Below are 12,646 nucleotides of genomic sequence, written 5' to 3'. Positions count from 1 at the left end.
TATCTACAACGTCCAGCGCTATGCTGTCGGGCACAGGAGGACTCACCCATGAAAACCCAACGCATCGCAGTCATCGCCGGCGACGGCATCGGCAAGGAAGTCATGCCAGAAGGCCTGCGCGCCCTGCAGGCCGCCGCCCGCCGTTTCAACCTGCCTCTCGAATTCACGTCGTTCGACTGGGCCCACTGCGACTACTACCTCGAACACGGCAAGATGATGCCGGACGACTGGTTCGAGCAGTTGCAAGGCTTCGACGCGATCTACTTCGGCGCCGTCGGCATGCCCGACCTGGTACCGGACCATGTCTCGCTGTGGGGCTCGCTGCTGCAGTTCCGCCGCCGCTTCGACCAGTACGTCAACCTGCGTCCGGTGCGGCTGATGCCGGGCGTGCCCTGCCCGCTGGCCGGCAAGCAGCCGGGCGACATCGACTTCTATGTCGTGCGCGAGAATACGGAGGGCGAGTACTCGTCCGTGGGTGGCCGCATCTTCGAGGGCACCGAGCGCGAGACGGTGCTGCAGGAAGCGGTGTTCACGCGCCATGGCACCGACCGCATCCTGAAATATGCCTTCGACCTTGCGCAGTCGCGGCCGAAAAAACACCTGACGTCGGCCACCAAGTCGAACGGCATCTCGATCAGCATGCCGTACTGGGACGAACGGGTGGCAGCGCTGGCTCCCGCCTACCCCGACGTCACGTGGGACAAGTACCACATCGACATCCTTTGTGCCCGCTTCGTGCTGAGCCCCGAGCGCTTCGACGTGGTCGTCGCATCGAACCTGTTCGGCGACATCCTGTCCGACCTCGGTCCCGCGTGCACGGGCACGATCGGCATCGCACCATCGGGCAACCTGAACCCCGAACGCACCTTCCCTTCGCTGTTCGAACCCGTACATGGCTCCGCGCCCGACATCCACGGCAGGAACATCGCCAACCCCGTCGGGATGGTGTGGAGCGGCGCGATGATGCTGGACTTCCTCGGCAACGGCGACGCAAGCTACCGCGCGGCCCACGACGCCATCATGGCCGCCATCGAGCGGGTACTGGTCGACGGCCCGCGCACGCCGGACATGGGCGGCAGCGCCAGTACCACCCAGATGGGCGAAGCCATCGCCACGCTGGTCGGCTGAGCCGTTCGACCCATGCGCGCACGGGCGCAAGCCATGGCCCATGCGCGCCTGGCGGCATTTCAGTCCGCCGAATTTGCAGTTCATCGCACGCCGGTAGTGTCAGCGCCAACGGGTCCCTATAGTTCAACCATCGAAGAACGAAACACACCCACCCGACACCTCAAGGAGCGCATCATGAACATCGCCAAGAACATGGAAGCCATCTTCGTTTCCGCCCTCGTCATCATCGGCGCCACCAGCTTCGCGGCGGCCGCCGTGCCGAAGCTGCAGCGTGCCCCGGCGCCTGCCATCGCGACCGTCGCGACCAAGGCACAGCAGGATATGCCCGTCGTCGTCGTCACGGCCAAGCGCCTGACGGCCGCCGAAAAAGCCGCGCTGTAACAGCGCACCTGCCAGGAGGAGAAAGTCGATGCATAAATTTGTCAACGCAACGATGCTGGCCGTCGCCCTGTGCGCGGCCGGCGCGGCCACCACCGCGCAGGCCGAAGACAATGCCAGCGAAGCGCGCACCGTCGATGCGCGCGCCGTCAAAGTAGTGCTGGACGGCGTGATCGACCTGCAGTTGCGCCAGGGCGCGCAGGCGGCGCTGACCATTACGGGTGACAAGCGCTACCTGCCGAAGGTTGTGGTCACGCAGAGCGGCGACACGCTGCGCATCGGCACGGACCTGAAGGGCATCCAGATGAGCCGTCCCAACCTGCGGGCCGAGCTGACCTTGCCGAACCTGGCCGAACTCGTGAGCGCCGGCGTCGGCAGCGCCGAGGTACAAGGCTTTTCCGGTGAGCGGCTGCGCGTCGCGCTCGACGGTGCCGGCGCGGTCAAGCTGAGCGCGCAGTACCGCAACCTGGACGCCCACCTGAACGGTGCCGGCAGCATGACCGTCAACACGGGCAATGCGGAGAACGTGGACCTGAACCTGCGCGGCGCCGGCCAGATGGTCGTCAGTGGCCAGAGCCGCAGCCTGCAGGCGCGCCTGGGCGGCGTCGGCAGCCTCGACGCACGGCAGCTGCGGTCCGACAGCGTCACCGTCGACATGACGGGCCTAGGCGGTGCCACCGTGTACGCGAAGTCGGCGGCCAACCTGCGCCTGTCCGGTCTCGGCTCGGCCACCGTGTACGGCAAGCCCGCCAGCCGCAACGCCAGCGCGCGCGGCCTGGGCCACGTGACGTGGCAGTGATGCCCCAGTGCTCAAGAGCGCCTGACACAACCTTGCGACGTCCCCCAGCAGATGAGTGAGCAGATCAGCCGGCTATCTTGATGACGATCTTGCCGAACGGGCCCCGCGCCAAGTGCTGGAAGGCCTGCACTGCTTCATCGAAGGAATAGACCTTGTCGATAACCGGCTTGATACCGTGCAGGTCGAGGAACGGGTTCATGCGGTCGAACGCGGTCCGCGGTGCGACTGCAATGCCCCGAATCGTGGTCTGGCGGAAGATCAGTGGCATCAACTGCAACCGTGTCGTCTGCCCGGTGAGGAAACCGACTTGGGCGATGACGCCAGCGGCCTTGGTCGCCAGGACGGACTTGTTCAGGCCATCCCCGCCGGCGACGTCGATCGTCACGTCCACTCCCTTGCCGCCGGTGAGCTTCGAGACTTCCTGCTCCCAATCGGGGTGCGTGCGGTAGTTGACGCCTTCGCTCACGCCCAATGCCTTGACCTTGGCCAGGTTGGCGTCGCTGCTCGAGGTAGCGATCACGCGGGCCCCATGGGCCGCGGCGATCTGGGCTGCGAAGATCGAGACGCCGCCGGTACCTTGCACCAGTACGGTCTGGCCTGGCTGCAAACGACCGACGTCCATCAGCGAATACCACGCAGTGAGCGCAGCGATCGGCAGGGTCGATGCTTCCTCGTCGCTCATGCTTGCCGGCGCCCGGACAGCGCTGTTCTCGTGGATGATCATGAACTCGGCCAGGCCCCCAGGAAGCGGCATGCCAATGCACCACGCCGGCTCGTCCGGACCTGGCTCGCCATCGATCCAACGCGAATACAGGTGCGAGTTGACGCGGTCGCCGACCTGGAAGCGTGTCACCCCTTCGCCGACGGCTACGACGGTGCCGGCAGCGTCCGACACGGGAATCAGGTTCTTCGGCACCAGGTGCGGCTCATAGATACCGTCGACGATCGCCTTGTCGCGGAAATTCAGGGACACTGCCCCAACCTTGATCAGCAGCTCGCCCGGCTGCGGTGACGGGACAGGTACCTCGCCCAGTTCCAGGTTGTCAAGACCAAAATCTTTCAGCAGCCATGCTTTCATATGTTCTCCAGTAGTAGTGTGGGACGAGCGGCCCCGACTGATACCCAGTGTAATTCGATCTCACGGACAGAGTTAGTCGTTATAATTCCCGACATTCAATCCTTAAATTCCAGAATCGAGCGCTCGTGGAAGACCGATTTGCAGGCATCAGAGAGTTTGTCGCTACCGTCGACGGTGGCTCCCTGACGGCAGCAGCGAACCTGCTTGGGGTAACCGGATCAGCCGTTGGCAAAAGCATTTCACGCCTGGAAGCGCGGCTCGGCGTTCAGCTGCTGCACCGCACGACCAGGCGCATGGACCTGACGACCGAGGGCGAGGCCTACCTGGTCAGCTGCCGTCGCGTGCTGGAGGAACTGGCGCAGACAGAATCGTTTCTCAGCACCGGCCATCAGCATCCGATTGGCCGCCTGCGCGTCGACCTGCCGACGACTTTCGGCCGCCGCCATGTCATTCCCACCTTGCTCGCGCTCTGTACGCGCCATGAGAAGCTCGACATGTCGGTGACGCTGCGCGATCGCGCGGTGGACATGGTGGGGGAAGGGATCGACCTGGCCGTGCGCATCGGCGCCTTGGACGCCTATCCCGATCTCGTCGCGCGCCGCCTGGGAGAGCAGACCCTGGTGATCTGTGCGTCGCCCGATTACCTCGCCCGTCGCGGCACGCCGCTCACGCACGCAGACCTGTACCGGCACGATTGCCTGGTCGGCTGGCGACCTGGCAACCGGCCGATGTGGCTCTTGAAAAATGCGCAGGGCCAGACCGAGCCGCATGAGGTACCCATGCGCCACGAATTCTTCGATGGCGATGCATTGGAAAGTGCCTGCCTGGCCGGTTGCGGACTGGCGCAGTTGCCGACCTGGCTGGCCGGCGACGCATTGCGCCGAGGCGCACTGGTCGAAGTACTGTCGGACATCACCGGCGGCGCGATGCCGATACACGTGGTGTGGCAAAAGACCTGGCACTTGCAGCCGAAGGTTCGTGTGACAGTGGACGAATTGGTCCGGATGGCGGCTGATTCGCCGGAGGCGTTCAACCGCGGCAGGATGTAAATCCTGGAATATTGATTGGCGTGTCGCCCTTTTTTTGTCACGCTTCGTTGGGAGACTAAGGCGCGGCCGGCTTGCGCCGGTCGTGCCCCAGCACGATACGCAAGTCGGCAGTGCCAGCCCCCGGCGATGACCGCGGTGCCGGCAACCCCAGCCGCGCCGACAGCACCTGCGCCACGGCCGCCCCGTCCGCACCATATTCGATGCGCGTGACGCGCACCCCGAACGGCCGGGTATTGGTCAGCCGCACGGCTTCCCACTGCATGGCCCCGATACGCGCGTCGCGCGCCCACGCTGCCGCCATGCCGCGCACGCCATTGCCATTGCTGATCTCGAGCCGCAGGCCGGATGTCGTCGCCCCTGGCTGGCGCGCCGGTGCCGCGACAATCCGGTGTACTTCCACCACGGCCGCGCCGACAGAGCGCACCTCCGTGCGTGCCAGGTCGGCCGGCCACAGGCTGGGTGACGGCACCAGCGCGGCCGGCGGCGGCAGCGCCACGGCGGCACCGGCGACCGTGGCGTCCTGGCGCAGGTCGTGCTCGCGCAGCGCGCGGGCTTGCTTCATCATCCGTACCGCGCGTTCCGTCTGGCCGGCCGTTTCCAGCACGGCGCCCAGGTGCTCCCACGCCAACGACTGCGATGGATCGAGCACGCAAGCCTGCTCCAGTACTGCCACCGCCTCGGCCCGCGCGCCCTGCAGGAACAACGCGTAACCCAGGTTCCCCAGCAGGAAAGCGCGTTCCGTGCCGGCAGGCGCCGGCTGCGTAGCCAGCAGCGCGCGCCAGCGAGCGATGGCGCCGGCCACGTCGCCCTCCTCCGCCTGCAGCACCGCCAGGCCATTGGCCGCGCCACGGTGCGCCGGGTCGCGCCGCAGCGCGTCCTGGTAGGCGCTGCGTGCCTGTTGCGGCTGGCGCGCGCCGTGCGCGACGCGACCCTGCACATACAGGCTTTCGGCGCTGTCGACCGGCGCCACCACCGGCACGGCTGCGTTGTCGGCCTGGCGCGGCGTGCCGCAGGCCAGCAGCATCGTGCCCGTCCAGGCCACGGCCATGATCCGGCTTGTCATCTTCATCGCTCGCTCCGTCACTTGTTCACTGACCGCTCATCATCGGCAGCACTTCCCGCGCCATGTGGATCGCCGCCGGCCCCATCAGCACGATCAGCAGCGTGGGGAAGATGCAGAAGATCAGCGGGAACATCAGCTTCAGCGACACCTTGGCCGCCGCCTCCTCCGCCAGCAGGCTGCGCTTCTGGCGCAGGTTGTCCGCATGGATGCGCAGGGAGTCACCCATGCTGGTGCCGAAGCGTTCGGACTGGATCAGCATCGCCACCAGCGTGTCGACGTCGTCCACGCCCGTGCGCAGCGCGAAGTTGCGCAATGCCCGCTCCTTCGTGAAGCCGGCGCGCATCTCCATCAGCACCAGTTGCAGCTCCTGCGCCAGCACCAGGCTCTTTACGTGCACCTCCGCCGCCACCTTGGCGAGGCCGCGTTCCATCGACAGCCCCGCCTCCACGCACACCGTGAGCAGGTCGAGCGCGTCCGGGATATTCTCGAAGATGTCGCGGCAGCGCCGGCCGGCGGTGCGCGTCAGCAGCGCATTGGGCAGGTAGTAGCCGAATGCCGCGCCGGCAAACAGCATGGCCAGGAAGCCGTTCTGTGGCAACCCGCCAGGCGTCGTGACCAGCCCGACCGCCAGCAGCGCCGGCAACCCCAGCGCCAGCACTGTTTTCGCGGCAAAGTACAGCGTGGGCGCATGCGGATGGCGCCAGCCCGCGTTGATGAACTTCGTGCGCAGCGGCGAGCGCTCCCAGCCCTCTTCCGGCAACGACAGCTTGGTGAACGGCAGCGCGGCGCGGGCAACGCGCTCGATCCACTGGCCGCCCTCGGCCTGCTGCGCCACCTCGGGCGCGGCGCGGAACGAACGCAGGCGTTCACGCAATGCGGCAGGGGCGAACAGCGCCATCGCCGCCAGCGCGATGCCGGCGACGACGACGAATACGACCAGCAAGAACAACAGGTGGGCACCGTTCATATCCGTATCCTGATCACGCTGCGCATCCAGACGACCCCGAACAGGGTCGAGCCGGCCGCGGACCACAGCAGGTTGATGCCGGTCGACGTGGTCCACAGGATGCTGACGTAGTGGTAGTTCGTCACCGACGAAATCGCCAGCATCCCCAGCGGCAGCAAGGCCAGGATCCAGGCGGACATGCGGCCCTCGGCCGACAGCACGCGCACCTGCGCCAGCAGCTTCAGGCGGGCCCGCGTCAGGCGACCGATGTTCGCCAGCAGCTCGGCCAGGTTGCCGCCGGACTCGCGCTGGATCAGTACCGCCAGCACCAGGTAGCGCAGGTCCGTCAACGGGATGCGGGTTCCCAGATTGTGCAGCGCCTCGTTCATCGGCACGCCGTAGTTGACTTCCTCGTAGGTCGCCTTGAATTCGCCGCCGATCGGGTCGGGCATCTCGTCGCCCACCATCTTGAGCACGTTGGCGAACGAGTGGCCGGCGCGCAGTGCCCGCGCCAGGAAGTCGGCCGCTTCGGGCAGCTGGATCTCGATCCGCTTCAGGCGCGCGGCCCTGGCCCGCAGCAGCACGCCGTACGGGGCCACTGCCGATCCTGCCAGCGCCAGCGCCGCGGGCAGGATCGGCAGCGACAGGCAGGGCAGCAGCGCCAGGGTGGCCAGCAGGAGCAGCAACGCACCGCCCAGGAACTGCCCGACCTGCCAGCCCAGGCCAGACTGCAGCAGCAGCCGGTCCAGCGCCCCCACCCGGGGCACGTGGCCCAGCCAACGATTGAGCCATGGCGACGTGGCGTGGCGGCGCTGCTTCAGGATGCTGATCCGCTCCGCGCCTTCCCCCCGCCCCGCCATCATGTCCAGGCGGCGGGCGATGCGCCGCGCGACCTTGCCATGGCTGGTCGTCCACCACAGCCACGCCCCTTCGACCATGAAGATCACGGCGGCAAACAGCAGGACGGCAAAGGCCGCGAACACCAGGTCCATGGCGTGCTCCTATTCGAACACGCGGTCGGGATCGAACACGCTGTCCGGCACCGGCGCGCCGAACAGACGCAGGCGGTCGGCGAAGCGGGGCCGCACGCCGGTGGCGAAGAAGTGGCCTTGCACCTTGCCGTGTGCATCCACGCCGGTCTGCTCGAAGCGGAAGATCTCCTGCATGGCGATGACGTCGCCCTCCATGCCCGTCACTTCCTGCAGGCTGACCAGCTTGCGGGCGCCGTCGGTCAGGCGCGACACCTGCATCACGACCGTCACCGCGGAGCTGATCTGCTGGCGCGTGGCGCGCGGCGTCAGGTTGACGCCGGCCATGCCGACCATGTTTTCCAGCCGCGCCAGCGCGTCGCGCGGCGTGTTCGAGTGGATCGTCGCCAGCGAGCCTTCGTGGCCCGTGTTCATCGCCTGCAGCATGTCCAGCGCCTCCGGGCCGCGCACCTCGCCCAGGATGATGCGGTCGGGGCGCATCCGCAGCGCATTGCGTACCAGTGCGCGCTGGTTGACCTCGCCCTTTCCTTCGATATTGGGTGGCCGCGTTTCCAGCCGGACCACGTGCGGCTGGCGCATCTGCAGCTCGGCCGCGTCCTCGATCGTGACGATGCGTTCGCTGGGCGGAATGAAGCCGGACAGCACGTTCAGCAACGTGGTCTTGCCGCTGCCCGTGCCGCCCGAGATCAGGATGTTGATCTTGGCATGGCCCAGTGCCTGCAATACCTCCAGCATTGGCGGCGTCAGGCTCTTGTACTCGATCAGGTTGGCCATCGTCAGGGGATGGGCCGAGAACCGCCGGATCGACAGGATCGGTCCGTCCACCGCCAGCGGCGGGATGATCGCGTTGACGCGCGAACCGTCCGGCAGGCGCGCATCCACCATCGGGCTGGACTCGTCGATGCGCCGGCCCACGCGCGAGACGATCTTTTCGATGATCTTCATCAGGTGGGCATTGTCGTGGAACGTCACGGCCGTCAGTTCCAGCCGGCCACCGCGTTCCACGTAAACCTTGTCGTGTGTGTTGACGAGGATGTCGGACACGCCGGCGTCGGCCAGCAGCGGTTCGAGCGGACCGAAGCCCAGCATCTCGTGCTGGATGTCGAGCACCAGGTGGTGCCGTTCATTCTGGTTCAGGACGATGCGCTCGTCCTCGACGATGCGCTGGACCAGGAGCGCCAGCTCGTGCTTGAACTGCTCCGGCGTCAGCCGCTTGAGGCGCTCCAGGTCGATGCGGTCCAGGATCAGCTGGTGCATCGTGCGCTTCAGGTCCTGGTAGGCCGCCTGCGACTGCGCGGGCAGGTTGATGGCGTGGCCGCGAGGCTCGTCGGCCAGCGCCAGGCGTTCACGTAGGCTCATCGCAGTCTCCCTTATTGTTCCGCGACGCTGCGGCCGAACAGCCGGTCGAACAGGCCCTTGGCTTCCGACACGCGCCGCGCCGTCACCAGCTCGACCAGGTCGGCCAGGCTGCGCGCCACCGGACTGCTGCGCGACAGCTGCAGCACGGGGATGCCCTGGTTGACGGAATCGGTGGCCGAGATGTAGTCGTTCGGCACGGTATGGACGACATCCGCGCCCAGCGCATGCTCCAGGTCCGCCAGGCGCAGCTTGCCGCCCTTCTCGTAGCGGTTGACGATCAGGCGGGTGCGCTCGGCCGGATAGCCGAGCGAGCGGAAGATATCGATCAGGCGGCGCCCGTCGCGGATGTCGGGCAACGCCAGTTGCAGGACCGGATAGATGGTGTCGGCGCTGTCGAGCGCACGCAGCGACAACGCGTCGATCTGGCGGCCCACGTCCAGCACGATGAAGTCGTAGTGCTGGCGCGCCACGCGCAGGATGACGTCCATGTGCTCGGGCTTCATGTCGACGGTGCGGGCCGGATCGTCGGCCGCCGCCAGTACGCCGAAGCCGGGGGCCACGTGCACCAAACAGGACTCCAGGAAGGCGCCGTCCATCCGGGCGATCTGGCCGCAGATGTCGGACAGCGTCATCGTCGGCTTCTGGTCCGAGACGTACAACGTCGCGTCGCCGAACTGGCCGTGCAGGTCGATCAGCAGCACCTTCTTCTCGGCCAGCGCGGCCAGTGCATAGCCGAAGTTCGTTGCCAGGAACGTGGCCCCGCTGCCGCCCTTGCACGCGATGAAGGCCAGCACCTTGCCATCGCGCATGCGCGTGACGCCGGCCTCGATCTCGATGCGGTCCATCGCTTCGTGGAAGGCCCGGTGCACCAGCGGCAGTTGCAGCACCTCGCGCATGCCGGCGCGCATGGCCCGGATCAGGAGTTCCTGCTGCGCCTCGCGCGTGAGCAGCATGAAGCGGGCGCCCGGGTACTGGCGCGCCAGCCGGTCCACCAACTCCCAGTCGGCCGCATCGACGTCGCTGGCGTCCAGGATCACCAGGTGCGGTCCGTCGGCAATGGGCCGCTCGACCGCGTCGCGCAGGCCCTGGCGCGATGCCACCAGTTGCACGGCCGGCAGCCGCGCCGAGCCCTGCGCCGCCAGTTCCGCGTGCAGCAGGCTGTCCTTGCTGATCATCAGTGCTTTCATGACTTGGTCCTCTTGGTTGAATCACAGGCAAGTGTTGACGCCCGGCCGGTAGCCGAGCGATTCCGCTTTGACGACGGTGCTGGCGGTCGGCACGCGCAGGTTGGCCATGCCGGGCCCGAAGCCCGTCAGCAGGCGATACGGCAGCGCCGTGCAGTCCGGCCCACCGGCGGCACAGATGCTGGCGCGCACGAAGCGGATGCATGCCGCGCCGTTCTGGTTCTCGGTGCAGTTAGCGGCGTTCTGCAGCGGACACGCGGGCAGCGGAGCCACCGGTACCAGCGCGCCGCTGGCATCCATCGACAGGTACTCGATGCGCACCCGCTCCGTCGTCAGGTCGGCCAGCAGCGGCAGGGCGCCGGCGTCGGTGCGAAACAGCGCGTGCTGGCGCAGCGCAGCCATCGCGGCGCCGTCCGAGAAATCCGTCAACGCGGCGGACCGGGCGGCGCGCCGGGTCACTTCCTGCGCCGTATTGAACACATACATCAGCCGGGCGATCTCGATCGTGCTGAACATCAGCAGCAGGAACACGCCCAGCACGAGCGCCAGTTCGATGACGACGGCGCCGCGCTGGCGCCCCAGGTGGCGGTCAGGGCGCATAACTCACCGTGTAGTGGATGGCCATGTTGACGTTCGGTGTCGGCAGTTCATACGGGCCCGGCACGCGCAACGTGGGCTCGAAACGGAATGCGGCATCGACGGTGACGTTCTGCGGCAACCATGCGCCGCAGTTGACGTTGTCGCAGCGCACCCCGGTCAGGCCGGGGCCCAGCGGCATGTCAAGCCCGGCGTCGCGCGTGGCCTGGCGTACGTACGCGTCGGCCGCGGCGTTCAGGCGTGCGCTGGCGCCCGGCTGCAGCATCGTTTCCTGGGGCTGCGCGGCGACGATCCGGCTGGCCGCATACACCGCCTTGTGCAGCGCGATGGCATGCCAGGTCATGCGCCCCACGTACAGCATCCCCGGCAGCAGGAGCAAGGCGGTCACGCTCATCAGCAGCGCCGCCTCGACCGCCACGACGCCTCTCTGCCACCGGTGCGGCTTCATCGGTGCAGTCCTATCGCGGTCACCAACGCGGCCTCGCTGACGATACCGACGAATTCGCCCGGTACCTCGGTCGCGCTGGCCGGCGCGGTCAGCAGGAAGCGGGCAAAGGCCACCACGCTGGCCTGCGCATGGGTGCCGGCGGCAACGGGGCAGGACAGCAGCGGCACGTGCAGCAGGCGGCGGTTCGGGCGTCCCGGCTGGGCCGGTGCCGTGGTGTAGCCGGGGGTCGCATAAGGTCCGTCCAGCGGCATCGCGACCGTTACCCCGGGCGTGGACGGGTACAGCGTGGCAAAGTTCGCCGCGGCCTGGCCGCGCGGCACGCCGTAGGCCCAGCGGATGCCGTAGTCCGCATCCGGGGTCGACGCCGGCGTGGGCGGCGGCAGGTCGGCGACCGTACGCAACTTGCCGCCCACGGTGCTGCGCTGTGCCGTCGCTCGCGTCGGCCGCACGGACATCCAGCTGGCGTTCGCCCCGGTGTAATCGCGCATGTTGGTGTCGGGCGGCGCACTGGCCACGTTGCAGGCCGCGTTCGGGGCGAAGCGGGAGTTGAGCTCGCGCCACAGGTTGAAGGCGACAGGCCGGCGCACGTGTACCCGGGCGCTGCCCACGGCCGGGTAAGCGAGCGTGCCGCTGCACATGAAGGGCGCCACGGCGCCGTCGTCGAACGCGGCGGCCGGCGTGCCGGGGGCATGCACCGGATCGACGAGGAAGTACTCGGGCGTGGTGCCGTTCGGGTTCAGGTCCAGCAGGTTGTAGCCGATGCCGGGACGCAGGCCGTAGCGGACAGTCTCGGCAATGTCCGGTGGGCCTGGATTGGTGCGCGTCGCCGTGGGCGCCGCGCTCATCGCGCAGATCGCCAGCGGCGCGACCTGGAGGGCCATCGGGCCGGCCACGGCGACGGGCACCACCTCGACGGCGCTGTCCGCCCCGAATGCCCCCATCATCAGCGGCCGCATCACGCGCATCTCCTCGTCCAGCTCCGCCAGATCGACGCGCACGTAGCGCAAGGCCGCCGCGCCGGTCGATGCGGCGCTGGCACTGCGCCAATCGCTGCCGTCGGCGCTTGGCCCGAAACGCAGCGCCGCGCTGCGCCACTGCAGGGGCGTGGCGAGATCGATATTGAGCGTCTGGGCGACCTGGCTGGCGCGCAGCACCGCTTGCGAGATGCCGGCACCGGTCCCGTCCAGCTTCAGGGCGGCGGCGATGGCGATGCTGTCCGCCGCATTCTGCAGCTGGGTCGTGCGCAGGTACATGAGCCCGAGGTCGAGCGCCAGGCCCACGCAGCCGATCATCACAGGCAGCAGCAGCGCATACAGGAGCGCGATGGTGCCGCGCTGGCGGTGGCGGGGACGGTTCATTTGCCGCCACTCACGCCGATCGTGAACGCGGCCGGCGCCGGCGGCTCGGCGAACGACTTGCGGTAACGCTGCTGCGCCGAGGCCGCACTGGCGCCGTCGATCCCGTCGACGACGGTATGCGCCTGCGCGGCGTCGGGATGCAGCACCTGCTGCGCGAACGCGGCGCGGGTGGCCACGCCGAAGCGCGCGTCCCATTGGGGCGTGGTCGGGATGGCCCGGCAGCCGGCGCAGGCCAGCAGCATGAGGACAATCGTCAGCTTGGGCATCGTG

At 67.9% G+C, this 12,646-nt stretch carries 14 protein-coding genes; 4 read left to right on the top strand and 10 right to left on the bottom strand.

The window, feature by feature from the left end; all coding sequences use genetic code 11:
- Positions 1-48 precede the first annotated feature (48 nt).
- The 3 genes from PX653_RS23390 to PX653_RS23380 all read left to right on the top strand — a co-directional run bounded on the left by PX653_RS23390 (position 49) and on the right by PX653_RS23380 (position 2,305).
- The gene (locus PX653_RS23390; RefSeq protein WP_277415082.1) at positions 49-1,128 is read left to right on the top strand and encodes a tartrate dehydrogenase; all 1,080 of its coding nucleotides are present in this window, start codon (positions 49-51) and stop codon (positions 1,126-1,128) included.
- A 174-nt stretch (positions 1,129-1,302) separates the two neighbouring features.
- On the top strand, positions 1,303-1,509 hold the full coding sequence (locus tag PX653_RS23385) for a hypothetical protein (RefSeq protein ID WP_277415081.1): 207 nt from the start codon (positions 1,303-1,305) through the stop codon (positions 1,507-1,509).
- A gap of 28 nt (positions 1,510-1,537) precedes the next feature.
- The gene (locus PX653_RS23380; RefSeq protein WP_277415080.1) at positions 1,538-2,305 is read left to right on the top strand and encodes a GIN domain-containing protein; all 768 of its coding nucleotides are present in this window, start codon (positions 1,538-1,540) and stop codon (positions 2,303-2,305) included.
- A 64-nt stretch (positions 2,306-2,369) separates the two neighbouring features.
- Here PX653_RS23380 and PX653_RS23375 read toward each other — a convergent pair whose 3' ends face one another.
- Positions 2,370-3,383 (bottom strand): zinc-dependent alcohol dehydrogenase family protein, encoded by a 1,014-nt coding sequence (locus tag PX653_RS23375; protein WP_277415079.1) that lies wholly within the window; start codon positions 3,381-3,383, stop codon positions 2,370-2,372.
- Positions 3,384-3,508: 125 nt separating this feature from the next.
- Between PX653_RS23375 and PX653_RS23370 the strand changes: the two genes are divergently transcribed.
- Entirely contained in the window at positions 3,509-4,432 is a 924-nt protein-coding gene (locus tag PX653_RS23370; RefSeq protein ID WP_277415078.1) for a LysR family transcriptional regulator, read from the top strand.
- 55 nt (positions 4,433-4,487) lie between these two features.
- Here PX653_RS23370 and PX653_RS23365 read toward each other — a convergent pair whose 3' ends face one another.
- Genes PX653_RS23365 through PX653_RS23325 form a run of 9 tightly spaced genes read right to left on the bottom strand, consistent with a single transcriptional unit; the run spans position 4,488 to position 12,642 of the window.
- Positions 4,488-5,501 (bottom strand): LytR C-terminal domain-containing protein, encoded by a 1,014-nt coding sequence (locus PX653_RS23365; RefSeq protein WP_277415077.1) that lies wholly within the window; start codon positions 5,499-5,501, stop codon positions 4,488-4,490.
- A 19-nt stretch (positions 5,502-5,520) separates the two neighbouring features.
- The gene (locus tag PX653_RS23360; RefSeq protein ID WP_277415076.1) at positions 5,521-6,462 is read right to left on the bottom strand and encodes a type II secretion system F family protein; all 942 of its coding nucleotides are present in this window, start codon (positions 6,460-6,462) and stop codon (positions 5,521-5,523) included.
- Entirely contained in the window at positions 6,459-7,433 is a 975-nt protein-coding gene (locus tag PX653_RS23355) for a type II secretion system F family protein (RefSeq protein WP_277415075.1), read from the bottom strand. The genes PX653_RS23360 and PX653_RS23355 overlap by 4 nt, the downstream gene beginning before the upstream one ends.
- A gap of 9 nt (positions 7,434-7,442) precedes the next feature.
- Positions 7,443-8,789, bottom strand: a complete 1,347-nt coding sequence (locus PX653_RS23350) for a TadA family conjugal transfer-associated ATPase (protein WP_277415074.1) — start codon at positions 8,787-8,789, stop codon at positions 7,443-7,445.
- An 11-nt stretch (positions 8,790-8,800) separates the two neighbouring features.
- The gene (locus PX653_RS23345) at positions 8,801-9,976 is read right to left on the bottom strand and encodes a CpaE/TadZ family protein (protein WP_277415073.1); all 1,176 of its coding nucleotides are present in this window, start codon (positions 9,974-9,976) and stop codon (positions 8,801-8,803) included.
- A 21-nt stretch (positions 9,977-9,997) separates the two neighbouring features.
- Positions 9,998-10,573 carry a TadE/TadG family type IV pilus assembly protein gene (locus PX653_RS23340; RefSeq protein ID WP_277415072.1) on the bottom strand — a complete coding sequence of 192 codons (576 nt, stop codon included), beginning with the start codon at positions 10,571-10,573 and terminating at the stop codon, positions 9,998-10,000.
- On the bottom strand, positions 10,563-11,018 hold the full coding sequence (locus tag PX653_RS23335; RefSeq protein ID WP_277415071.1) for a TadE/TadG family type IV pilus assembly protein: 456 nt from the start codon (positions 11,016-11,018) through the stop codon (positions 10,563-10,565). The genes PX653_RS23340 and PX653_RS23335 overlap by 11 nt, the downstream gene beginning before the upstream one ends.
- Entirely contained in the window at positions 11,015-12,376 is a 1,362-nt protein-coding gene (locus PX653_RS23330; RefSeq protein ID WP_277415070.1) for a pilus assembly protein TadG-related protein, read from the bottom strand. The genes PX653_RS23335 and PX653_RS23330 overlap by 4 nt, the downstream gene beginning before the upstream one ends.
- The gene (locus tag PX653_RS23325; RefSeq protein ID WP_277415069.1) at positions 12,373-12,642 is read right to left on the bottom strand and encodes a hypothetical protein; all 270 of its coding nucleotides are present in this window, start codon (positions 12,640-12,642) and stop codon (positions 12,373-12,375) included. The genes PX653_RS23330 and PX653_RS23325 overlap by 4 nt, the downstream gene beginning before the upstream one ends.
- Positions 12,643-12,646: the final 4 nt, after the last annotated feature.

This window comes from Pseudoduganella chitinolytica, from assembly GCF_029028125.1.
Classification (GTDB): domain Bacteria; phylum Pseudomonadota; class Gammaproteobacteria; order Burkholderiales; family Burkholderiaceae_D; genus Rugamonas; species Rugamonas chitinolytica.
Note: the sequence above shows the minus strand (reverse complement) of the source record. Positions and strands in the feature narration are given on the sequence as shown.